This is a genomic window from Actinospineispora spinosispora DSM 44797, assembly GCF_000429025.1.
In the GTDB taxonomy this organism is placed as follows: Bacteria; Actinomycetota; Actinomycetes; order Mycobacteriales; family Pseudonocardiaceae; genus Pseudonocardia; species Pseudonocardia spinosispora.
The window spans coordinates 106,653-128,208 of sequence record NZ_KE386835.1; the positions used below are offsets into that span (position 1 = coordinate 106,653).

The following is a 21,556-nucleotide window of genomic DNA, read 5'->3' on the forward strand; positions in this document are numbered from 1 at the left end:
GGCTCAGCTCGCTGAGTCCATCACCCCCGCCGGAACGAACGCACTCAGCTCCGGGCGGGCTGCAATGTAGTCGTGCCACGGGATCGCGTGATGCCAGGCGGCATCCCGGGCCTGGTTGGCAGCCACGATACGGGCCGGATCATCAACCGGCTCAACGCCCAGCCATGTCGTGTCCTCGGCGTAGTGCATATCGAACAGGCAGCCGGAGTCGAACAACCAGAAGTCGGAGCGAGGAACGCCAATCGGCCACGGCTGCCCCTCGCCCACCGTGATCAGCCGGATGTCCTCACCTGCTGCAACGTGCCCTGCATAGCCCCAAGTGATCTCGTACCGCAGGTAGTCGGTCAGCTGCTCCGGAACGACATGTACGCGCCGCATGACACAGCCTGCTTCCCTGTTCGCCCGGACGAGATCAACCCACCAGTCCTCCGAATCCGATGGCTTGAACGATTCTCCGGCGAGGAAGGCCTCCAGCTCAGCGTCTTCCTCGGGATTGGTTGTGCAGATTGGCATGCGTGTCCGCATCAACTAGATCACCCTGCGCCGTGAGCAATACGCCCGCGTCCAAGTACACCGCGTGGCAATGGTCCACCCGGCTGTCACCGTCTTTCGCCAGAAGCTCAAGTTCCACCGTTACTCCAATCTCGACCCGTCGGACATCCCAACACTATTCAGAAATCATTCGATAATCAATCTTGCTATATTGGATCAAATTCGCTACCGTGCTCGCCATGGAGCTCGCGGGGAAGCCGCTGACCACTGCCTACGGGGTACTCGAGGTGTCCAGGTACATGGCCGACGAGCGGCGAATAGACTCGGCCTGGGACAGCGAGCAGCGGGCGCTCGACCGGGCTCGACACCGCAGCGTGCAGGTGTGCGGGCAGGTGCTCGTCCAGTCCTGGACGCTGAACCGGCCGGGCAGCCGAACGGTCGCCACCTTTGTCGACGGCGAGCCGGTCCGAAAGTCCGCGCGCGGGTGAACGCCGGTATCGACCAAGTGGCGTTGGCCGAGCGGTCCAGCGCGGTCGAGAGTCACCTACGACGCATGGCCGATCATCTCTCGCCCGAACCCGACAGCCTCCGAGCGACGAGCGCGGACAATGACGCGACTGTGCTGCACCTTTCCCAGGCCATACAGATCGCGAGCGATCTCGCCTTGTCCAGCACCATCCGTCTGGGGTTGTGCTGCCCGGCGACCTATGGCGACGCGTTCCGCGTACTCGGAGTCGCCGGCATCATCGACCACGACCTCAGTGGGCGACTCGTCGATGCGGCAGAGTTCCGTGACGTCGTCGTGCACGCCTACGCGGACCTCGACCTGGATCGCGTGCACGCCATCGCCACCCACGGCCCGGCCGACCTCCGCGCCCTGCTCGTGGCTCTACGCGACCACTCGTCGTCGAGCTCGTGAGTGGTACGGGCGCCGATCGGCGCCCGTACCACTCACGAGGCTGACGGGTCGGCCAGTGACCGGTAGGCGGGCCGGAGCAGGTCCACCAGGGGCTTTCCGCGCACGGTGACGTCGATCGGCGGCAGTTGGTCGAGTACCGCGTCCGGCGGGGCCGAGGATGCGACCAGCATCGGCAGTTCGCCCGACGCGACGAAGTACGAGTCCAGACAGCTGACGAGCGCTGGAGCGCCACCGACGGGCTCGGGCTCGTGATCACCGCTCGGCTGGGCCGATGCAGCGCCGCGACGTGCACGGATGTTCTCCAGCAGCGTCTCGCGGTCCCGGCCGCGCAACGCGAGGATGCCGAACGGGTCGTCGTCGAAAGACTCGGCGAGCAGGTAGAAGACCGCGGCGAGGTGCTTGCACGGCACCACGTGGTCCGGGCAGCTGCAGTCCATCGTCAGGTCGCGTACGTCGCCGGGGAACAGTGTCAGCCCGACCGAAGTGAACACCTCTTCGATGTCCTTCGGCATCTCACCGGCCAGCAGCTTCGCCGCGTACCACGCGCTGTCCGCCATGGCCTGCTCGATCTGCGCCCACTCGACCTTGCCGTAGGTGGGCAGCCCGATCCGCACGTCGTACGGCCGGGGCCTGCTGCCCTGCACGGTCGCCAGTACCGTGCCCGCGCCGGTGCGCAGTTCGAGGACCTGGCCCGCGCGCGCGTAGTTGCGCCCCCGGTCGAGCCGGCCGCCGACGCCGATCGAGGTCAGCACCTGGATGAACCGCGCCGACCACCAGCTCTGCCCGATCGCGCCGCGTTTGCTGCGCGCCTTGATCCCACCCTCGACCTTGACCGCCCGGGTCGGTTCGCTGTCCCACCAGGCCATCAGTCGTCCACCGCCTCGTCGCTCAGCGCGAACAACTCCCGCAGCTCACCGGTGGACAGCTCGGTCAGCCAGCCTTCCCCATCGCTGATGACCAGGTTCGCCAGCTCCTTCTTCGCCTCGATCATGGCGTCGATGCGTTCCTCGAGCGTGCCGGCACACACGAACTTGCGGACCTGCACGTTGCGCTTCTGTCCGATGCGGAACGCCCGGTCGGTGGCCTGGTTCTCCACGGCCGGGTTCCACCAGCGGTCCAGGTGCAGCACATGGTTCGCGGCGGTCAGCGTCAGCCCGGTCCCACCTGCCTTGAGCGACAGCAGGAAGATCGCCGGGCCGGAGCTCGACTGGAAACGCTGCACCATCTCGTCACGTTTCGCCCGTGAGGTGCCACCGTGCAGGTAGAGCACCTCCTGATCGAAACGGGCGGACAGGTGCGGCACGAGCATCTCGGCGAACTCGGTGAACTGGGTGAAACAGATCGCCTTGTCCCCCTCGGCGAGGATCTCGGCGAGCACCTCCTCCAGGCGCGTCACCTTGCCGGAGCGCTGCCCGAGCGGCGACCCGTCGTGCAGCAGCTGCGCCGGGTGGTTGCACACCTGCTTGAGCTTGGCCATCGCCGCGAGCACACTGCCCCGCCGGGCGATGCCGTCCGAGCCCTCGATCTTCTCCATCATGTCGTCGACGACCGTGCGGTACAGCGAGGCCTGCTCGGGGGTGAGTCGGTAGTCCTGGATGATCTCGATCTTCTCCGGCAGGTCGTCGATGATCTCCTTGTCGGTCTTCACCCGGCGCAGCAGGTACGGCCGGGTGACGCGGCGCAGCTTCTGCGCGACCTCGGCGTCGCCGTTGCGCTCGACCGGAATCGCATAGCGCTGCCGGAAACGTTCGCTGGTGCCGAGCACGCCTGGGTTGAGGAAGTCCATGACCGACCACAGCTCGGACAACCGGTTCTCCATCGGCGTGCCGGTCAGCGCGATGCGGTGCCCCGCGCGCAGCAGCCGCACCGCCTTCGCCGCGTTGGACCTGCTGTTCTTGACCAGCTGCGCCTCGTCCAGCACGACCCGGTGCCACTCGGGCTCGGCCAGCTCCTCGATGTCCCGGGTGAGAGTCGAGTAGGTCGTCACGACCAGGTCGGCTTCGGCGAGCCGAGCCGCCAGCTCGGGACCGTGGTCACGGCCCGCGCCGTGATGGGCGTACACCCGTAGCGTCGGCGCGAACTTCCCGGCCTCCCGCTGCCAGTTACCCACCAGCGACATCGGGCACAGCAACAGGCTCGGCCCCAGGCCCCGCGAGTCGGGGTTCTCAGCCCCTTGAGTCGGGGGTCCGAGCACAGCGCGTTCCCGCGACTCCAGCGCCAGCAGCTGGATCGTCTTGCCCAGCCCCATGTCGTCCGCGAGGCAGGCACCCAGGCCGAGCGAGCTCAGGAAGGTCAACCAGGACAGTCCCCGCTGCTGGTAGGGCCGCAGCGTGGCGAGGAAGTCCGGCGACGGTTCGACCGGGGTCAGCGTCTTCTCCGACGCCCCGGACAGCAGCTCACCGAGCCATCCGTGCACCGAGACGGCGGTGATCGGCAGCGGAGTCTCCTGGACGTCCTGGCCGGTGACGATAGCCAGCAGCTCGCTCGGCGTGCTCGCCTCGACCGGCGCCGCGCGCAGGAACTCCAGGCCCCGGCGCAGCCGGTCCGCATCGACCGCGACCCACTGACCGCGCAGCCGCACCAGCGGGGCCTTCGCCGCGACCAGCTCGGTGATCTCCTGCTCGCTCAGCACGTCGTCACCGACCGCGAGCCGCCACTCGAACCGGGCGAGCTTGTCCTTGCTCAGCCCGCCCTCGGTCACCACACTGTCCGCCGAGCTGCTGCTCGCCGACACCGACAGGCCCAGACGCCGCTTCGGAGCGGACCACCACGCCGGCAGCATCACCCCGAAGCCGGTCTGGTCCAGCCGTGCGGCCGCTTCGGACAGGAACCGGTAGGCGCCTTCGACGTCCAGCTCCAACGCGCTCGGCGCGGCGCCGCGCAGTGCCTCGGTCAGCTCCGGATAGACCGCGCTCGCCCCGGCCAGCTCGGCGAGCAGAACCTCCTGGGGTCGGTCGATCCACCGGCTCAGCCCGTCGGGTGAGGCCCAGACCTGTTCGGCGGGTACCAGCAGGCTCGGGTCCTGCGTCGAGCGCAGCAGGAACTCCAGCCGCCACGCGGTGTCGGGCATCGTCGGGTCCGGGTCCCACGGGTCGTCCAGCGGCTTCGTCTCGGCCAGCCGGAACGTGGCCCTGGCCGGACCGGCCTCCTCGGCCCCGACCCCGTCCCACGGCGCCACAGCGCGCCCGAGCGTCGCCACCTCGGCCGGCTCGGCGTCGAAACCACCGTCCCCCGAGGTCAGTGCCTCGAGCCAGGTCTCGGCGACCGGCGTCCGCCGAGGGGCCCTCCCCCGGCGTCTCGGCAGGTCGATCGCCGACGAGGAGCCGCGTGCGAGCCGGTCCCGGACCTCCGCGTCGACCAGCGCCGCCAGTGCGTCCTCGACCAGGGCCGTCGGGTCCTGCCCGGCCGAGCCGGTGAGGACCGCCATCCCCTGCGGACCCGACTGCTCGGCGCGCACCACGGGCGGCATCGCGGCCACCAGGGAGTGCAGCACCACGACGTCCGGACCCGAGATCACCGGACGCCACATCGCGCGCGGTGTCGTCCCGGGGCTCGCCGTCACCGGGTTCGCCGGCTCGCCAGGGTGGATCGAGGGCAGCACCCGGCCCCGGGCGGCGAGGTCGGCGGCGAAGTCGACGAGCGCGCGCAGGTAGCCGACGGACGCGCCGTAGCGCACCTGCTCGACCGGGTCCGCGAGCTCAGCCGGGTCCACCGCGACCACCGGGACCAACCAGGCCTGCAGCTCAGGAGCGGTCCGGGACTTCGACCGGGGCGTCACCCTGATCAGCTCGGGTGAGTCGAGCGGGCCCTGCCGACGGGACGGCAGCAGGAGCGTGGCGAGCCCCGGCTTGCCCGGGTGGATCGCCGCGAGCTGCTCGGCGGGCACCGCGAACGGGTGCTGGCGGGCCGACCGCGACGCGTTGCTGGGACTGCGCGTCGGGCGGTCGCCGTCCTCGGCCCACAGCAGCAGGCCGCGTCCCGCGGACCAGAGGCCGTGTACCGCGAACATCCGTGCAACCCCCAGGGTGTCGTGGGCCGTCCCACAGATTACCGAGCGGGATAACAGCACCCGGTGGTCGGCCGGTCACCGTGAGCGGCATTCCCATATATCGGTCGGGGGATTGCGCGCACGACCTGCTCCCAGGTACTGCATGAGACCCGGGTGGCCAATAGGCTCTGCGCCGTGTCCGACCTCACCACGTTGCCGACCGCCACCCCTACCACCGCCGAGATGAACCAGCTGATCGGCGGCGACCACCACGATCCGCACTCGCTGCTGGGCCACCACCCCGCGAGCGGCGGCACGGTGATCCGGGTGCTCAAGCCCAACGCGGACTCGGTGGAGGTGATCTTCAGCGGCACCGATTCGCCCCGTTCCTACACCCTGCACAAGGTGCACGACGCGGGCCTGTTCTCCGCGCTTCTGCCGCAGTCCTCGGCCGACTACCGGCTCGCGGTGCACTACGGCGACTACGTCGAGCACACCGACGACCCGTACCGCTGGCTGCCCACCCTCGGTGAGGTCGACCTGCACCTCATCGGCGAGGGCCGGCACGAGCGGCTCTGGGACGTGCTCGGCGCGCACCCGCGCAGCTACGACACCCCCGGCGGCACGGTCACCGGAACCTCGTTCGCCGTGTGGGCGCCGACCGCGCGCGGCGTGCGGGTGTGCGGTGACTTCGACGGCTGGAACGGTATGGCGCAGCCGATGCGCTCGCTCGGCAGCTCCGGGGTCTGGGAGGTCTTCGTCCCCGGCGTCGGCCCCGGCACCCGGTACAAGTACCGCATCCTCGGCCAGGACGGACGCTGGCGGGAGAAGGCCGACCCGATGGCGTTCGCCGCCGAGATCCCACCCGCGACCGCGTCGGTCGTGACCACGTCGGACTACACCTGGGGCGACAGCGACTGGGTCACCCGGCGCGACGCCTCCAGCGCGGTCGCCGAGCCGATGAGCGTCTACGAGGTGCACCTCGGCTCCTGGCGCCAGGGTCTGAGCTACCGCGACCTCGCCGCCGAGCTGATCGGTTACCTGGACCGCACCGGGTTCACCCACGTCGAGCTGCTGCCGGTCGCCGAGCACCCGTTCGGCGGCTCCTGGGGCTACCAGGTCAGCTCCTACTACGCGCCCACCTCGCGGTTCGGCAGCCCCGACGACTTCCGGTACCTCGTCGACGCCCTGCACCAGGCCGGGTACGGCGTGATCATCGACTGGGTGCCCGCGCACTTCCCCAAGGACGAGTGGGCGCTGGCCCGGTTCGACGGCACACCGCTCTACGAGCACCCGGACCCCCGCCGCGGCGAGCAGCTCGACTGGGGCACGTTGGTGTTCGACTTCGGCCGCAAGGAGGTGCGCAACTTCCTGGTGGCCAACGCGCTGTACTGGCTGGAGGAGTTCCACATCGACGGCCTGCGGGTCGACGCGGTCGCCTCGATGCTCTACCTCGACTACTCACGCGAGGAGGGCGGCTGGGAGCCGAACATCTACGGCGGCCGGGAGAACCTCGAGGCCGTCGCGTTCCTGCAGGAGATGAACGCGACCGTCTACAAGGCGCACCCCGGTGTGGTCACGATCGCCGAGGAGTCCACCTCCTGGCCCGGCGTGACCCGCCCGACGCACCTTGGCGGTCTCGGCTTCGGCTTCAAATGGAACATGGGCTGGATGCACGACACGCTGCACTACGCGGGCCGGGACCCGATCCACCGCGGCTTCCACCACAACGAGATGACGTTCTCCATGGTGTACGCCTACACGGAGAACTTCGTGCTGCCGCTGTCGCACGACGAGGTGGTGCACGGCAAGGGATCGCTGTGGACCCGCATGCCCGGCGACGAGTGGAACAAGGCCGCCAACCTGCGTGCGCTGCTGGCGTACATGTGGGCGCACCCGGGCAAGCAGCTGATGTTCATGGGTGGCGAGTTCGGCCAGGAACGCGAGTGGTCGGAGTCCCGCTCGCTGGACTGGGGCCTTCTGGAGAACCCGCTGCACTCCGGTATCCAGTCGCTCATCGGTGATCTCAACCGTGCCTACCGCGACACCCCCGCGCTCTACAGCCAGGACAGCCAGCCGGAAGGGTTCTCCTGGATCGACGCGAACGACGCCTCGGGCAACGTGTTCTCGTTCCTGCGGTGGGGCTCCGACGGCTCGGTGCTGGCCTGCGTGGCGAACTTCTCCGGCCAGCCGCACGAGAACTACCGGGTCGGGCTGCCCTTCGCCGGCCGCTGGCAGGAGCTGATCAACACCGACGCGCACGGCTACGGCGGTTCCGGGGTCGGCAACCTCGGCGCTGTGACCGCCACCGAGCATCCGTGGCACGGGCGTCCGGCCTCGGCGTCGCTGCGGATTCCGCCAGCCGGTGTGCTGTGGCTGCTCGCTCAGCCCGAGGTCGTCGAGGAGACCGACTCGGTCGACGTCGCCGAGCCGCTGGCCGAGTCGGTGACCGAGTCGCTGACCGCGGCGGAACCGGTGGTCGGCTCCCCCGAGCGCGCGAACCTCAGCAGCGCGAACCAGAAGACCAGCAGGATCGCGCAGTAGAGCGACCGTCCGAGCAGTGAGACCGGTGCGTGTGGGGCGGCCTGCCACAGGTTGCCCCACGCCACCGGGATGATCGACAGCGTCATCAGCGGCACCGCGATGCGCCACCGTCCGGCGCGCAGCAGGATCAGCGCACCGGGCCAGAGCATGATCGTGTAGTTCAGCCAGGAGATCGGCGAGGCCAGCAGGCAACCGGCCGCGACCGCGAACAAGGTCGCGTCGGCCGGTACGACCACGCCCCGCGGCGGGCGTTCGGTCGAGGTGTTCCGGTCACGGGCCCACCACAGCGACGCAACGACGACCACCACGGTGATCACCCAGCCGAGAGCGCCCGGGCCGCCGAGCCGAGCCAGCAGACCCGGCAGCGACGCGTTCGCGTCCACCTCGGGCGCCGGGGTCCCGGTGGCCAGGCGTAGCCATTCGACCGCGCTGGACGGGCCCGCCGCGAGCACACCGGCAAGCGTGAACCCGGCCGCGGCGGCCATGCCGGTCCACAGCGCGGGCCAGCGTGCCGGTCCGTTCGACCGCGTCAGCGGTACCAGCAGCAGCGGCGCCAGCGACGGCTTGAGCGCCACCACCAGCGCGATCAGCACCGCGGACAGCTTCGCCCTGCCCCGCCGTTGCGCGAGCCACGCGGCCGTCACCCCGGCGAGCAGCAGCCCGTAGATCTGGCCGAGCAGCAAGGTGCCGTGCAGCGGCGAGCACGCCCACAGGGTGAGAACCCCGAACGCCGTGACGCCGGCGCCGGACCTGAGCTCACGGCCGGTGGCCAGCACAGCCGCCGTCACCAACAGCACCGACAGCACGGTGAACGCCCAGTAGCTCTGCAACAGCGGAATCAACCCGAACGGCGCCAGCAGCAGCGACAGGAACGGTGGGTTGAGGTTCGGCAGCACCGAACCGGTGTGGTAGACGTCCGCGCCGTGCAACAGCGCGACCGTCGAGCGCCAGAACGTCTCGAAGTCGACGTGGTCACGCGGCCCGGTGTTCAACACCCCGCTCACCAGAACGCCCGGATAGCGGATCAGCAGCCCGGCGGTGATGACCACCGCGAGCGCCGTCACGAGGACGGCGAGTGCACCGGTGAACGGTCGTGGGCGGGCGGGAGCGGGACCTGACACTCCGCGACGGTAACCGGAACGTCACGATGTCTCCTAGCCGACCCGTCGGGTGGCGCGAAGGTGAGCACCGCCCAATAGCTCAGCAGCATCCCGCAGTAGAGAGACAGGCCCAGCCTGGCCGGAGCCGAGTTCGTACTGAAGAGCGACGCCCACTCGATACCGATGGTCGGCAACGCCATCACCAGAACGGCTTCCGCTCCCCTGGCACCGGCGATCAGCAGCGGAATCGAGGGGAACAGCAGCACCAGGTAGTTGTTCCAGGCGATCGGGGCGAGCAGCAGCGAGCCGGCGGTGATCGACCAGATCGCGTACTGCTCGCACTGCCGCGCGCGGGACACCGTGACGGCCAGCAGGACCAGTGCCGCCAGGTAGCCGAGCCATTCGGGCCTGCCGAAACGGACCATGAACGCGGCGAGCGAGTCGTTGTCCAGGTAGCCGGTGACCTGTACGCGGTCGAGAACCCCGAGCCACTCGACCGTCGCCGACCAACCGGCTACGAGTACACCGATGCCGGTCACCGCGATGCCGGCGGCGAGCGCCGCGCAGGTCGTGTTCCAGCGACGACGCAGAACGGGCCAGAGCAACAGCGGCACGAGTGACGGTTTGAGCGCCACCGCGATCCCGAGCGCGACTCCCGCGAGCAGCCCTCTGTCCCTGCGCTCCGCGAGCCACGCGACGGTCAACGCCGCGGTCAGCAAGCCGTACATCTGCCCGAGCGCGAGCGTGCCGTGCAGCGGGGCTGCCGCCAGCACGGCGGCGGTGACCACCATCGCCCAGGCGGGCCGCAGTCGCACGTGATCGGCGACGGCCACCACCGACCCGACGATGAGCAGCGCGTTGAACAGCGCGAAGGCGTGGTACGCGGTCAGCACGTCGAGCCAGGCCAACGGCGCCATCAGCACCGCGAGAACCGGAGGGTTGAGGTTCGCCAGCTGCGCACCCGTCCGGTACAGATCGGCGTGGTGGATCAGCGCGTACGACGATCGCCAGAACGTCTCGAAGTCGATGTGCACGCGCATGTCCGGCGTGGCCAGCCGCACGGCGTTGCCGCTGCCGAAACGGACGAACAACCACGTGGCCGTGAGTAACGCGGCCCCGGCGATCGCCCAGCACAGTCCCTTTCCGACCAGTCTCGCGCCGTTCATCGGAAAAAGGTAACGAACTGTGCGCGCCGAGACGCCGTCGGTAGCCGCCCGGTGCCGCAGAATAACGACTGTGGCGGGGGTGCGGCATATCGCGGGTGGTCCGATCCGAAGACGGACCGCGGTCTCGGTGGTGCTTGCGCTCGCGCTGGTGCTGACCGGGTGTACGCAGGTCATCGACGGAGAGCCCTCGGCGATGACCAGCGATCTCGACGCAGGTCCTCAGCAACCGCCGGCGCAGGTCCAGGGCGGCACCGGGTCAGCGACCGACCGACTCGCGACGACCATCGTGACCGGGGTCGAGAGCTACTGGCGCCAGGAGTTCCCCACGCAGTTCGGCCGTCCCTGGGTCAACATCCACGGCTACTACGCCGTCGACCCGAAGGCCCCGGCCACCGCGCCGGCATGCGTCAAACGTGCCCTCGACCTCGACGACCAGGCGCTCTACTGCCCGCAGATGGACTCCGTGGTGTGGGACAGGGTCGAGCTCGTTCCGCACCTCGTGAACACCTACGGCCAAGGGGCCGTCATGGTCGCGCTGGCACACGAGATGGGCCACGCGGTGCAGAACAGGATCGGCATCGACGCCACGACCCAGCTGACCGAGAAGGACCGCTACCCGACCATCCTGCTCGAAGGCATGGCCGACTGTTTCGCCGGTTCGGTCCTGCGCGGTGTCGTCGATCGGCGGGTGCCGAATCTCGAGCTCGACCGGCCGGGCCTGGACCGTGCGCTCCGAGCACTGTTGAGCTTCCGTGACGCGGCCAGCATCGGCGGCGGCATCCCGGAGGGCGCGCACGGCGACGCGTTCGACCGGGCATCGGCCTTCATCGACGGCTATGCCAACGGACCGAACGACTGCGCCGGGATGACCGTGGGCAACCAGGTCTTCACCCAGCGTGGCTTCATCTCGTTCAGCGATGCGGCGAGCAACGGGAACCTCATCCTGAGCGACCTGCTGCTCTACATGCTGCCCGATGCGAACGCATGGTTCGGGCAGCTGGTCACCAGCCGGGACCGCTCCTGGCGGCAACCCACGCTGGCACTGGATGCACCAGCCCGATGCGCCACACCGGACGCCTCGGGGCAAGGCCCGGCGTGGTTCTGCCCGAGCAACAACACCCTGGTCGTCTCGAGCCGAGCGCTGGGCTCCGTCCACGATGCACTCGGTGACTACGCCAGCGGGATGCTGCTCGCCACCCGTTACGCGTACGCGTCGATGGCCGCCCTCGGCCGCCCGACCCAAGGACCCGAAGCCAGCAGGATGGCCCTGTGCCTCGCCGGTGCGTACACCCGTGCCGTGTTCGATCGGAAATCCGACTTCGGGCTCTCCCCCGGCGACATCGACGAGGCGGTGGACGAGCTACTGGACGAGAACTACGCGGCGCGCGATCTGAGCGGCACACCCCCGCGGGGCGACCTCGGCTTCGAACGAGTTCAGCAGTTCAGGACGGGGGTGCTGGACGGTTCCGCCAAGTGTGGCCTGTGAGACCGCCCTGCCAGACCGCTCAGCACCCACCCGGCTCCGACGATCAGAACAGCGCGCGTGCCAGTGCCCTGCGGGCCGCCATGACCCTGGCGTCGTCTGTCGCGAATAGCTCGAACAAGCCGACCAGGTGCTCGCGGACCCGCTCCCGGTCGTCACCACTGGTCCGCGCGACGGTGGAGACCAGCCGGGAGAAAGCGGCGTCCGCGCTCTCCCCCGCCACCTCGGCGTCAGCGGCGGCGAGCTGCGCGTCCACGTCATCCGGGTTCGCGTCCGCGCGGGCGATCGCACTCGGATCGGCGCTCTCGGCGCGTGCCAGGAACCGGACCTGGGCCAATGCGGCGGCAGCCTGCTCGTTCGCCGGTTCAGCCGCGAGAATGCGCTCGTAGGCCGCTTCGGACGCGGCGTAGTCGCCTCGTTCCAGAGCGTCCTCGGCCTCGGTGAAACGCGGGTCCTCCGGGGGCTCCTGGTCCTGCGGCTCACCGGCTCCGGCAGCTTCCTCCGCCGCCTTGATACCGGGCAGCTGGTCGCGCAGCTGGCTGACCAGTGACTCGATGAACTGCCGCACCTCGGGCTCGGGCCGGGCACCGTTGAACCCCGTGACCGGCTGACCCCCGGCCACCGCGATCACCATCGGAATGGACTGCACGCCGAAGGCCTGGCTGATCCGAGGGTTGGCATCAACGTCGATCTTGGCGAGGATCCAGGTACCGCGCCCCTCCTCGGCCAGGCGCTCCAGCACCGGGGAGAGCTGCTTGCACGGCTGGCACCAGGTGGCCCACAGGTCGACGACGACCGGGACCTCCAGCGAGCGCTCGAGCACCTCGGTCTGGAAGTTCGACTCGTCGACGTCGAGAACCCATGGCCCGCCCTGCGCTCCCGGGGCGTCGCCGCCGCCCGGCGCGCCGCCGTTGGCGGCCGGAGCCGCCGCCGAGGCACCCGTGGTGCGCGACGCGTCCGCGCGGGCCCGCAGAGCGGACAGGTCGACCGCGCCGGCCATCGCGGAGCTCAACGCGGCGTTCTTCACTGCCGCCTGTCGTGGATCTGGTCGAGACACGTCACCATCCTGGCACGCACGTCCCGGCCTTGCCGAACCCCGTCCGCCGTGGTGCGCCGGCGCTCACGAACCGATCATTCCAACGGCCTCAGTCCCATCGGGTTGTCGGGTGCCAGGCCCCCGCTCGACACGATCGCACCGGTCAACGGCGCGACGAGCTCGACCAACCGTGCACAACGATGCTCGCCGAGCGCGTCCCACGACACCGAGGCCAACTCGTCCGTCCGATCCTCCAGCTGCTCCCGTAGAGCGACACCCGCCTCCGTGAGCCGACCGTCTCCATCCAGGAGGCCACGCGCCACCAGCCGCCCCGACGCCTCGGACCACTCTGCCTGCGACCATCCCCGGTAGTTCCGTAGCGCCTCCGGGTCGGCCCTCCCGTCCGCGGCGAACGCCACCAACGACTCGCAGGGGTCCAGGCCGGCACCGACGAGAGCCGCCACGTGGCCGTCGCCCCTCGACTCCCTCAGCAGCGTCTGGGCGTGCCACAACACGAGGTGCGGCTCTTCGGGCCAGCTGAGCGCGGAATTGGCCGCCGCGAGCGGACGTCCCGCCGTCGGTGCCGCCAACGCGGCTTCCTGTGCCAGCCCCGCGGCCTCGGCCAGCCCCGCCGAGTCCACCGCGTCGCCGAGCAGCCGCCGCAACGCCTGGTCGACACTGCGCAACCGCGCCACCAACAGGTCAGCCGGAGAGGCTGCCTGCCACGCGGCCGGAATGGCCCGGCGCACCCGGTCCGGGTGGAAGCCGTAGAAGGTGGCTGTCACCAGTTCAGCCGATGCGTGGCCCAGTGGAGCCGCTCGCAGGCCGAAATAGCTCATCCACCCGCCCTTGCATCCCAGCTGGTCGGTCGCCGCTCGTGATTCCGGAGCGAAGTAGGTGACCGCGTGATAGGGCTCCAGTGCACGCCACATTCGACGCGCCGGTAGTTTCTGCACCGAGACGAGCGAACCCACCCCGTTCCTCCATTCGTGTCCAATGTCACTGATTGCACATGACTTGTGTCACCGATCTGGCGGAGCACCAAGATCCGTCTCGCCTCGTTGAACCCGGTTGGGTGCGCAACTGCGTGCCCACCTTGACACTGAATCATCGGCCGTCGCGCGCGGCGGCCGGATGGACCCGATCGCCTGGAGAGGATCACTAATGACCTCGGATAACCCGGTTGCCGACCGGTTGCTGAGCGACGCACGCAAGAAGGCCGACCAGCCCGAGAACGGCCCCCTGGGCATCGCGGCCCTCGTCGTGAGCCTGCTCGGCCTGGCCGGCGCGGGCCTGATCCCGGTCGTCGGCTGGGTGCTTGGCCTCGTTGCCGTCGTCCTCGGCGTGGTCAGCCTGAAGAAGCCCGACTGCGCGAAGCTGGGCAAGATCGGCCTCGGGATCGGCGTGGTCGCCATCCTGGTCGCCACCTTCTTCTTCCTCAAGTCGCAGGGCATGGTCTGACCTCGGTCAGACGATTCCGACCCTGAGGCGGAACCTGGAGGCCGTCGCCCCCGGACCCTGATCGGCACGTTCGATCAGTCCGAGGCGGCGGCCTCCGCCGTCTCGGCTGCCGTCTCCCCTGCCGCTTCCCCAGCCGTCGACCCAGCGCGTCGTCCGGATCAGCTCTCGACCTCTAGCGCCTTGTTGACCCGCTCGACCTTCGCCGTCAACTGCCCGGCGTGACCGGGCCGTATGTCCGCTTTCAGTACCAGGCTCACGCGCGGCGCATGCGCCTGCACCGCTTCGACCGCCCTTTTCACCACCTCCATTCCTTCGTCCCACGTCTCCGCCTCGATGGTGGTGAACATCGACGTCGTCTCGTTGGGCAGACCCGATTCCCGCACCACCCGAACCGCCTCGGCCACCGCGTCACCGACGCTGTCCGAACCCGCACCGGAAGGCGCCACACTGAATGCAATGAGCATGTCGCCCACCCTGCCGCACCTCGGGCGACCGCGCCGGTCCACGCGTCCTGCCGTCCCTGTCAGAGCACGCACTGCTAGCGTCGGTGACCATGGCGTCGCATGATCCTCTTCCGTTCGACCCCATCGCGCGCGCGGCGTCGCTCTGGGAAGCCCGTATCGGTCCGGCCGGCACCATGGCAGCGGTCACGAGCATCATGCGCGTTCAGCAAATCCTCCTCTCGGCGACGGACGCCGCACTACGACCCCATGGTCTGACCTTCGCTCGCTATGAGGCGCTGGTTCTCCTCAGCTTCGCCCGCAAGGGCAGCCTCCCCATGCGCGTCATGGGCGAGCGGCTCCAGCTCCACCCGACCAGCGTGACGAACATCGTGGATCGACTCGAGGCCGACGGGCTCGTCCGACGCACACCCCATCCGAGCGATCGGCGAGCCACTCTCGTTGCCATCACCGAGACCGGTGAGTCACGCCGTGCCGAGGCGACCAAGGGCTTGACCGACGTGGACTTCGGCATGGTCGGGCTCACCGGCCGTCAGGCCGACCAACTCACCGAGCTACTCGAGCGCGTGCGCCGGGCCGCGGGCGATTTCGCCTGACCTGACACCGGCCCGCCCGGCTAACGAACCTCGAACTGCACCAGCTGAACCCCTCTCGACTCCAGCTCGGCCTCGAACACCCCGGACTGGTCCGCCGTGAAGTTCAGCGTTGCGCTACCTCCCGCCGGGACATCGACCTTCCGGTCGTACGTGTGCAGATGAACCTCGTCCGCGACATCACTGCTCACCACGAGCTCCACGACACCGCCACGCTGGACCCGTACACGCTGGACGCCGCCCTGAACCTCGCCCGCCGAATAGTGCACCTCGACCCGCTGCGTCCCCGCCGGAGCGACCGCATTCGACCTCTGGTCCGCACAGCCGCCCAGAAGCAGGAACACCCCCGCCGCGGCCATGACCCATCCGAGCCGTGACCACGTCGGCCACCACCTAGCCACTGCGCAACCTCCGGTCGACAGTTGAAACCGAAACCTCACCGCGAGACTTTCAGCTCAGCGGCGCCACGCACAGCCCTCACACGTCATTCCTTCGAGGGCTGTTCATCGTGCTGCTCGCTCGCCGAACGCCATCCCGGCCACGCCCTCATCGTCTGCCTGCCGCCACGACCGATCTTCGCGTGCCTGCGCCGCCCCGCGCTGGGCGGCGGCCCCTTGCTCCGTACGCGCCGGGAGCCCTGCCCCCGTCTTCTCCGGCGCGCTACCGCATAACCCGCCGCCGCACCCGCACCGATCCCGGCCGCGCACCACGGATGATCCACCGGACCCGACATGTCGACCCCCACCTTCGCCTCTCGACCGACGAGCACCAGCATGCATGATGACGATCTGTTGCGTCAACCCAGTTGACAAGTTCGTTCGAACGGCCGAAACTGGCGCCATGAGCGAACCAACCGGCCCGCTGCGTGCGGCGCGAACAGCGCGCAAGTGGTCACAGACGAGGGCCGCGCACGAGATCGCCGCGCTCGCACACGAGCGTGGCATCGCGGTGGCGGCGCCGATGAGCCTCAAGACACAGCTCTCCCGATGGGAGAACGGCCACGCGCTCCCGGAGGCGCACTACCGAACGTTGCTCGGCGAGCTGTACGCGAGCACCGAGGAGGAGCTCGGCCTTGCCGAGCCTGCTCACGAGTTCGACGCGTCACGTCAGAGCGCGGAATCGCTAGTCGCCAACCTGTCCGCTTCGTCGGCGGTGGACGAGGAAGGCCTCAGGCTGCTGCGCGATCAGCTCGACATCGCGCGCCGCCTGGACCGCCGACTCGGTGCGGCGGCGGCGGAGGATTCGGTGCGGGCCCAGCTGTCGCACCTGGAGCGCATCCTGCTGCACGCGATCCGGCCGCGAGTCCGCCGACAGGTCGCGGCTCTCGTCGCGGGCGCCGCGGCGCTCGCCGCCCGGCATTCGCTCGATCGTTCACGTCCCTCGGAGGCTTGGAGCGACTACGACCTCGCCAGGGCAGCGGCTCGGGATGCCGAGTCGTGGCCGCTGCTCAGCTACGCACTGGCACGACAATCCTCGATCCTGCTCGACCTCGGCGAGCACGAGCCGGCGATGGACATCCTCGAACAGGCATCCGGCGCGATGCGGGACGATGCGCCGGGCCCGCTCAGAGCGTGGCTCAGCGCACGCCGAGGCCACACACTCGCGGTGGCGGGCGAGCGGGAGTCGGCGCGTTCCGCCTACCGCCTCGCCGAACGCCAGCTGGGAGAACAGCCGAGGCGCATCGACATCGTCTATCCGGAGATGGGGTTCCTGAAGTTCGACGGGGCCGACCTGCTCCGACATCGGGGACACACCCGGCTGGTGATGCGAGAGGACACCGCCGCGATCGACGATCTGGAGGAGGCGCTGCGATCAGGTGACAGCTCGACACGGCAGCTGGGCGGAACGCACGCCGGTCTGGCACGAGCGCTCGGCGCGACCGGCCATCCCGCGGAGGCGGCCGAACACGCCCGTTCGGCCCGCGACATCGCCACCAGAATCGGTTCGCTCCGGCTGGCCGCGCGGCTCGGCTCCACCGATGTCGACTCCGAACCGGTCAGAGCATGATGCCCGGCTACGCACCGCTCTCATCGTTGATCCGGTGTGCCACTGTCTCCACCAGGTCATCGGCCGCTGAGTACGGATCCAGCTCGCCGGCGACCACACGCTTCGCAACCTGGGGAAGGCTTGTGCCACTTCCCCTGACATCACCGATCCTCGACCGCATCTGGGCGAGGATGATCGCCTCGATCTCCGCTTCGGCGCGCGCCTGGCGGCGCCGATCACGCTCGCCGCTACGTTCCAGCCACTGCCGATGCTCGTCCAGCGCCACGACGAGCTCGTCGACCCCTTCACCTCTCGCGGCCACCGTCTTCACGATCGGGGTCTTCCAGCCGGACTCGTCGTGCCCCTTGCGGTCGCCGAGCGAAAGCATGTATCGCAGCTCACGAACCGTTTGGTCAGCACCGTCCCGGTCAGCCTTGTTCACCACGAAAAGATCCGCGACCTCGAGAATCCCGGCCTTGGCCGCCTGGATGCCGTCCCCCATCCCCGGCGCGAGCAGGACGACCGTGGTGTCCGCCAGCGACACGATCTCGATCTCGGACTGGCCGACCCCCACGGTTTCGATCAACACGATGTCGCATCCGGCGGCGTCGAGCACACGCAAGGCCTGTGGCGTCGCCCAGGACAGACCTCCGAGATGGCCACGTGTGGCCATCGAGCGGATGAAGACACCGTTGTCGGTCGCATGCTCCTGCATCCGCACCCGGTCGCCGAGCAGCGCTCCGCCCGAGAACGGTGAGGAGGGGTCGACGGCCAAGACCCCGACCCGTTTCCCCTGCTTGCGCAGGGCACCCACCAGCACCGATGTCGAGGTCGACTTGCCGACCCCCGGGGATCCGGTGAGACCGACCACCTGCGCTCGCCCGGTGAAAGGAGTGAGCGCGGCGGCCACCTCACGGAGCCGAGGGCTGGCGTCCTCGACCATGGAGATCAATCGGCCGACCGACCTCGGGTCACCGTCTCGTGCCCGACCGACGAGGTCGGACACGAGATCGGAGGCACTGTCCTGGCGTGTCACCGTTTCAGTGGCCGCCCTGTCAGTTCGCCGGCACCCGGAGCACCAGCGCATCACCCTGGCCGCCGCCGCCGCACAGTGCGGCGGCGCCCACTCCGCCGCCCCTGCGACGCAGCTCCAGAGCGAGGTGCAGAGCGATCCGGGCCCCGGACATCCCGATCGGGTGCCCCAGCGCGATCGCGCCGCCGTTGACGTTGACCTTCTCCGGATCGATACCCAGCTTGCGGGTGGCCACGACGCCCACCGCGGCGAACGCCTCGTTGATCTCGACCAGGTCGAGCTCCGACGGTTCGATGCCTTCCTTACGGCACGCCGCGGTGATCGCGTTGGAGGGCTGCTCGTGCAGGCTAGCGTCGGGTCCCGCCACGACGCCGTGGGCACCGATCTCGGCCAGCCAGGTCAAGCCCAGTTCCTCGGCCTTCGCCTTGCTCATCACCACGACGGCGGCCGCACCGTCGGAGATCTGGGATGCGGAACCGGCCGTGATGGTGCCGTCGGAGGAGAACGCCGGACGCAGCTTGGCCAGGCTGTCCGCCGTGGTGTCGCCGCGGACCCCCTCATCCGTGTCCACGATCTTGGGGTCGCCCCTGCGCTGAGGCACGGTGACCGGCGCGATCTCCTCGGCGAACAGCCCGTCCGACGCCGCCTTGGCCGCCCGCTGGTGCGAGCGTGCCGCGAACTCGTCCTGTTCCTGGCGGGTGAGCTCGTAGCGAGAGTTGTACTTCTCCGTCGACGCGCCCATGGCGCACTGGTCGAACGCGCAGAACAGTCCGTCGTGGGCCATGTGGTCGAGCGCGGTGATCTCGCCGAACTTGTATCCCTCGCGCGACTTGGTCAGCAGGTGCGGGGCCTGGGTCATCGACTCCTGGCCACCCGCGACGACGATGTCGAACTCACCGGCGCGGATGAGCTGGTCGGCCAGCGCGATCGCGTCGATGCCGGACAGGCAGACCTTGTTGATCGTGAGGGCCGGGACATCCATCGGGATACCGCCGGCAACTGCTGCCTGCCGCGCGGGGATCTGTCCGGCACCCGCGGTCAGCACCTGACCCATGATCACGTACTGAACCTGCTCCGGCGCTACCCCGGCACGTTCCAGCGCGGCCTTGATCGCCACCCCACCGAGCTGGGCTCCGGAAAAGTCCTTCAGAGAGCCGAGCATCCGACCCATCGGGGTGCGAGCTCCGGCAACGATCACAGATTGGGTCACGACGACCTCCAGCGGCTCCGACGACGATGGTTTGACCAGACGATACCGGCGCGCACGGCAATGGCCGGGGTGAACAGCGGCACACCCGTCACGTCCGATCAGTTACATTCCGGAAATGGACGAGTTGCGCGGTGCGGTCACAACCATCGATCACGTGGGGATTGCGGTCCCCGACCTGGATGCGGCAATTCAGTGGTACGCGGACAGTCTCGGTCTCGTTGCCACCCACATCGAGGTGAACGAGGAGCAGGGCGTCAAGGAGGCGATGCTCAGTGCTCCTGGCGACGACGGCGGACCAGCGGTGCAGCTGTTGGCCCCGCTCAACGAAGACTCGACGATCGCCAAGTTCATCGGACGCAACGGCCCTGGCATTCAGCAGATGGCCTATCGGGTCACCGATCTCGACGCCACCTGCGCGCGTCTTCGGGACAAGGGGGTGCGCCTGCTCTACGAGGCCCCCCGGCGCGGTACCGCGGACTCGAGGATCAACTTCGTTCACCCGAAAGATGCTGGTGGCGTGCTGATCGAGCTGGTTGAGCCCGCCGCCTCCGGCGCACACTGATAGTCGACCGGACGACTATTCGGTCGAGCTGCCACACCACCGGGCGATGGTACCGGGCGATGGCGCGCGAGGTAGGTCACATCGCTCTGTTCTCTTCCGTTACCCACCGGTAGCGTTAGATATCCCAAGCACCGTGGCTGGGCGGGACGCCTTGTCACTACTCACCGGAGGCACGGCGTGCAGGAGATCCTTCAAGCGATCCTGGCCGACGAGCTCAGCGCTGTCGGCGGTCTACCCATCCCCGATCACTATCGGGGCATGACCGTTCGCGCGGACGAGGTCGAGATGTTCGCCGGGCTTCCCACCAAGGAGAAGGATCCGCGCAAGAGCCTTCACCTCGACGAGGTGGCGACGCCGGAGCTCGGACCGGGTGAGGCGATCGTCGCCGTCATGGCGAGCGCGATCAACTACAACACCGTCTGGACCTCGATCTTCGAGCCGCTGTCGACCTTCGGCTTCCTGAAGCGCTACGGCCGCATGTCGCCGTTGACGGCGAAGCACGATCTGCCGTACCACGTCGTCGGGTCGGACCTGTCCGGCGTGGTGCTGCGCACCGGGCCCGGCGTTCAGGCCTGGAAGCCGGGCGACGAGGTCGTGGCGCACTGTCTGTCTGTCGAGCTGGAGAGCCCGGACGGGCACGACGACACGATGATGGACCCGGAGCAGCGCATCTGGGGCTTCGAGACCAACTTCGGCGGACTAGCGGAGCTGGCCCTGGTCAAGTCCAACCAGCTGATGCCCAAGCCGGCGCATCTGACCTGGGAGGAAGCAGCGAGTCCCGGCCTGGTCAACTCGACCGCCTACCGCCAGCTGGTCTCCCGCAACGGCGCCCAGATGAAACAGGGCGACACCGTGCTCATCTGGGGTGCGTCCGGGGGCCTCGGCTCCTACGCCACCCAGTTCGCGCTCAACGGCGGAGCCACACCGGTGTGTGTCGTCTCCTCACCGGAGAAAGCGGAGATCTGTCGTCGAATGGGCGCGGAGCTGATCATCGATCGCGCCGCCGAAGGGTTCAAGTTCTGGCGCGACGAGCAGAACCAGGACCCCAAGGAATGGAAGCGGTTCGGCGCTCGCATTCGAGAGCTGACCGGTGGCGAGGACCCGGACATCGTGTTCGAGCACCCGGGACGCGAGACGTTCGGGGCCAGCGTCTACGTCGCCCGCAAGGGCGGCACGATCGTCACCTGCGCGTCGACGAGCGGCTACGAGCACGTGTTCGACAACCGTTACCTGTGGATGAACCTCAAGCGAATCATCGGCTCGCACTTCGCCAACTACCGCGAGGCCTGGGAAGCGAACCGCCTGATCGCCAAGGGGAAGATCCACCCGACTCTGTCGCGCGTCTATCCACTCGCCGAGACCGGCCAGGCGGCCTACGACGTGCAGTCGAACGTCCATCAGGGCAAGGTCGGCGTGCTCTGCCTTGCGCCAGAAGAGGGACTCGGTGTGCGCAATTCGGAACGGCGACAGCAACACTTGGGTGAAATCAACCGGTTCCGTGGTGTCTGAGTGGCCTAAATTG

The 21,556-nt window shown here is 68.9% G+C and carries 20 protein-coding genes and 1 pseudogene; 9 read left to right on the forward strand and 12 right to left on the reverse strand.

What is annotated here, in order from left to right:
- Positions 1-3: 3 nt before the first annotated feature.
- Positions 4-525: a DUF6879 family protein gene (locus G406_RS51675; protein WP_156935309.1), complete on the reverse strand. Its 522-nt coding sequence runs from the start codon at positions 523-525 to the stop codon at positions 4-6.
- A 206-nt stretch (positions 526-731) separates the two neighbouring features.
- Here G406_RS51675 and G406_RS57995 point away from each other — a divergent pair, with 206 nt between their 5' ends.
- Both G406_RS57995 and hepT read left to right on the forward strand, forming a co-directional pair.
- Positions 732-980: a hypothetical protein gene (locus G406_RS57995; RefSeq protein WP_169736848.1), complete on the forward strand. Its 249-nt coding sequence runs from the start codon at positions 732-734 to the stop codon at positions 978-980.
- A 17-nt stretch (positions 981-997) separates the two neighbouring features.
- Positions 998-1,411 (forward strand): type VII toxin-antitoxin system HepT family RNase toxin, encoded by a 414-nt coding sequence (hepT, locus tag G406_RS58000; RefSeq protein ID WP_425414668.1) that lies wholly within the window; start codon positions 998-1,000, stop codon positions 1,409-1,411.
- A gap of 32 nt (positions 1,412-1,443) precedes the next feature.
- On the opposite strand, the gene G406_RS0134090 is transcribed toward hepT, so the two are convergent.
- Complete coding sequence (locus G406_RS0134090) at positions 1,444-2,277, reverse strand: SWIM zinc finger family protein (protein WP_028937278.1); 834 nt, start codon at positions 2,275-2,277, stop codon at positions 1,444-1,446.
- The gene (locus tag G406_RS0134095) at positions 2,277-5,420 is read right to left on the reverse strand and encodes a DEAD/DEAH box helicase (protein ID WP_028937279.1); all 3,144 of its coding nucleotides are present in this window, start codon (positions 5,418-5,420) and stop codon (positions 2,277-2,279) included. The genes G406_RS0134090 and G406_RS0134095 overlap by 1 nt, the downstream gene beginning before the upstream one ends.
- A 222-nt stretch (positions 5,421-5,642) precedes the next feature.
- On the opposite strand from G406_RS0134095, the gene glgB reads away from it, so the two are divergent.
- Positions 5,643-7,943 carry a 1,4-alpha-glucan branching protein GlgB gene (gene glgB, locus G406_RS51685; RefSeq protein WP_084216648.1) on the forward strand — a complete coding sequence of 767 codons (2,301 nt, stop codon included), beginning with the start codon at positions 5,643-5,645 and terminating at the stop codon, positions 7,941-7,943.
- Positions 7,944-8,218: 275 nt separating this feature from the next.
- Here glgB and G406_RS59195 read toward each other — a convergent pair.
- A pseudogene (locus G406_RS59195) lies at positions 8,219-9,064 on the reverse strand (glycosyltransferase family 87 protein); the annotation flags it as partial.
- Positions 9,004-10,209 (reverse strand): glycosyltransferase family 87 protein, encoded by a 1,206-nt coding sequence (locus G406_RS0134110; RefSeq protein WP_028937281.1) that lies wholly within the window; start codon positions 10,207-10,209, stop codon positions 9,004-9,006. The gene G406_RS0134110 and the pseudogene G406_RS59195, both read right to left, overlap by 61 nt.
- Positions 10,210-10,279: 70 nt before the next feature.
- Between G406_RS0134110 and G406_RS0134115 the strand changes: the two genes are divergently transcribed.
- The gene (locus G406_RS0134115) at positions 10,280-11,695 is read left to right on the forward strand and encodes a neutral zinc metallopeptidase (RefSeq protein ID WP_169736850.1); all 1,416 of its coding nucleotides are present in this window, start codon (positions 10,280-10,282) and stop codon (positions 11,693-11,695) included.
- Positions 11,696-11,738: 43 nt separating this feature from the next.
- Here the strand turns inward: G406_RS0134115 and G406_RS0134120 are convergent, their stop codons facing one another.
- The gene (locus G406_RS0134120; RefSeq protein WP_028937283.1) at positions 11,739-12,692 is read right to left on the reverse strand and encodes a tetratricopeptide repeat protein; all 954 of its coding nucleotides are present in this window, start codon (positions 12,690-12,692) and stop codon (positions 11,739-11,741) included.
- A 131-nt stretch (positions 12,693-12,823) separates the two neighbouring features.
- On the reverse strand, positions 12,824-13,702 hold the full coding sequence (locus G406_RS0134125) for an SCO6745 family protein (protein WP_245607320.1): 879 nt from the start codon (positions 13,700-13,702) through the stop codon (positions 12,824-12,826).
- A 190-nt stretch (positions 13,703-13,892) separates the two neighbouring features.
- Here G406_RS0134125 and G406_RS0134130 point away from each other — a divergent pair, with 190 nt between their 5' ends.
- Positions 13,893-14,189, forward strand: coding sequence for a hypothetical protein (locus G406_RS0134130; protein ID WP_028937285.1), 297 nt, complete (start codon positions 13,893-13,895; stop codon positions 14,187-14,189).
- Positions 14,190-14,347: 158 nt separating this feature from the next.
- On the opposite strand, the gene G406_RS0134135 is transcribed toward G406_RS0134130, so the two are convergent.
- Positions 14,348-14,653 (reverse strand): thiamine-binding protein, encoded by a 306-nt coding sequence (locus G406_RS0134135; RefSeq protein ID WP_028937286.1) that lies wholly within the window; start codon positions 14,651-14,653, stop codon positions 14,348-14,350.
- 89 nt (positions 14,654-14,742) lie between these two features.
- Between G406_RS0134135 and G406_RS0134140 the strand changes: the two genes are divergently transcribed.
- Positions 14,743-15,246 carry a MarR family winged helix-turn-helix transcriptional regulator gene (locus tag G406_RS0134140; RefSeq protein WP_037080159.1) on the forward strand — a complete coding sequence of 168 codons (504 nt, stop codon included), beginning with the start codon at positions 14,743-14,745 and terminating at the stop codon, positions 15,244-15,246.
- 20 nt (positions 15,247-15,266) lie between these two features.
- Here G406_RS0134140 and G406_RS51690 read toward each other — a convergent pair whose 3' ends face one another.
- Together G406_RS51690 and G406_RS57470 are read right to left on the reverse strand one after the other, a co-directional pair.
- Positions 15,267-15,602, reverse strand: coding sequence for a putative periplasmic lipoprotein (locus tag G406_RS51690; RefSeq protein ID WP_051343082.1), 336 nt, complete (start codon positions 15,600-15,602; stop codon positions 15,267-15,269).
- Positions 15,603-15,727: 125 nt separating this feature from the next.
- The gene (locus G406_RS57470; protein WP_156935311.1) at positions 15,728-16,012 is read right to left on the reverse strand and encodes a hypothetical protein; all 285 of its coding nucleotides are present in this window, start codon (positions 16,010-16,012) and stop codon (positions 15,728-15,730) included.
- A gap of 71 nt (positions 16,013-16,083) precedes the next feature.
- Here G406_RS57470 and G406_RS0134150 point away from each other — a divergent pair, with 71 nt between their 5' ends.
- A complete protein-coding gene (locus G406_RS0134150; RefSeq protein ID WP_028937288.1) occupies positions 16,084-17,250 on the forward strand; it encodes an NsdA family TPR-like regulatory protein in 1,167 nt (388 codons plus the stop codon).
- 7 nt (positions 17,251-17,257) lie between these two features.
- On the opposite strand, the gene meaB is transcribed toward G406_RS0134150, so the two are convergent.
- Together meaB and G406_RS0134160 are read right to left on the reverse strand one after the other, a co-directional pair.
- A complete protein-coding gene (gene meaB, locus G406_RS0134155; protein WP_245607321.1) occupies positions 17,258-18,265 on the reverse strand; it encodes a methylmalonyl Co-A mutase-associated GTPase MeaB in 1,008 nt (335 codons plus the stop codon).
- 19 nt (positions 18,266-18,284) lie between these two features.
- Positions 18,285-19,472: an acetyl-CoA C-acetyltransferase gene (locus tag G406_RS0134160; protein WP_028937290.1), complete on the reverse strand. Its 1,188-nt coding sequence runs from the start codon at positions 19,470-19,472 to the stop codon at positions 18,285-18,287.
- A 115-nt stretch (positions 19,473-19,587) separates the two neighbouring features.
- On the opposite strand from G406_RS0134160, the gene mce reads away from it, so the two are divergent.
- Together mce and ccrA are read left to right on the forward strand one after the other, a co-directional pair.
- Complete coding sequence (gene mce / locus G406_RS0134165) at positions 19,588-20,034, forward strand: methylmalonyl-CoA epimerase (RefSeq protein WP_051343083.1); 447 nt, start codon at positions 19,588-19,590, stop codon at positions 20,032-20,034.
- Between the two features lie 177 nt (positions 20,035-20,211).
- Positions 20,212-21,543: a crotonyl-CoA carboxylase/reductase gene (gene ccrA, locus G406_RS0134170; RefSeq protein WP_028937292.1), complete on the forward strand. Its 1,332-nt coding sequence runs from the start codon at positions 20,212-20,214 to the stop codon at positions 21,541-21,543.
- Positions 21,544-21,556 lie beyond the last annotated feature (13 nt).

Bases quoted from the DNA above. Each gene is read 5' to 3' on its own strand.
- G406_RS51675 (WP_156935309.1), bottom strand. From the start codon at position 525: ATGCGGACACGCATGCCAATCTGCACAACCAATCCCGAGGAAGACGCT.
- G406_RS0134110 (WP_028937281.1), bottom strand. From the start codon at position 10,209: ATGAACGGCGCGAGACTGGTCGGAAAGGGACTGTGCTGGGCGATCGCC.
- G406_RS0134090 (WP_028937278.1), bottom strand. From the start codon at position 2,277: ATGGCCTGGTGGGACAGCGAACCGACCCGGGCGGTCAAGGTCGAGGGT.
- G406_RS0134140 (WP_037080159.1), top strand. From the start codon at position 14,743: ATGGCGTCGCATGATCCTCTTCCGTTCGACCCCATCGCGCGCGCGGCG.
- glgB (WP_084216648.1), top strand. From the start codon at position 5,643: ATGAACCAGCTGATCGGCGGCGACCACCACGATCCGCACTCGCTGCTG.
- G406_RS0134150 (WP_028937288.1), top strand. From the start codon at position 16,084: ATGAGCGAACCAACCGGCCCGCTGCGTGCGGCGCGAACAGCGCGCAAG.
- G406_RS0134135 (WP_028937286.1), bottom strand. From the start codon at position 14,653: ATGCTCATTGCATTCAGTGTGGCGCCTTCCGGTGCGGGTTCGGACAGC.
- mce (WP_051343083.1), top strand. From the start codon at position 19,588: ATGGACGAGTTGCGCGGTGCGGTCACAACCATCGATCACGTGGGGATT.
- G406_RS51690 (WP_051343082.1), bottom strand. From the start codon at position 15,602: ATGGCCGCGGCGGGGGTGTTCCTGCTTCTGGGCGGCTGTGCGGACCAG.
- G406_RS0134120 (WP_028937283.1), bottom strand. From the start codon at position 12,692: ATGGCCGGCGCGGTCGACCTGTCCGCTCTGCGGGCCCGCGCGGACGCG.
- G406_RS57995 (WP_169736848.1), top strand. From the start codon at position 732: ATGGAGCTCGCGGGGAAGCCGCTGACCACTGCCTACGGGGTACTCGAG.
- G406_RS0134130 (WP_028937285.1), top strand. From the start codon at position 13,893: ATGACCTCGGATAACCCGGTTGCCGACCGGTTGCTGAGCGACGCACGC.
- G406_RS0134095 (WP_028937279.1), bottom strand. From the start codon at position 5,420: ATGTTCGCGGTACACGGCCTCTGGTCCGCGGGACGCGGCCTGCTGCTG.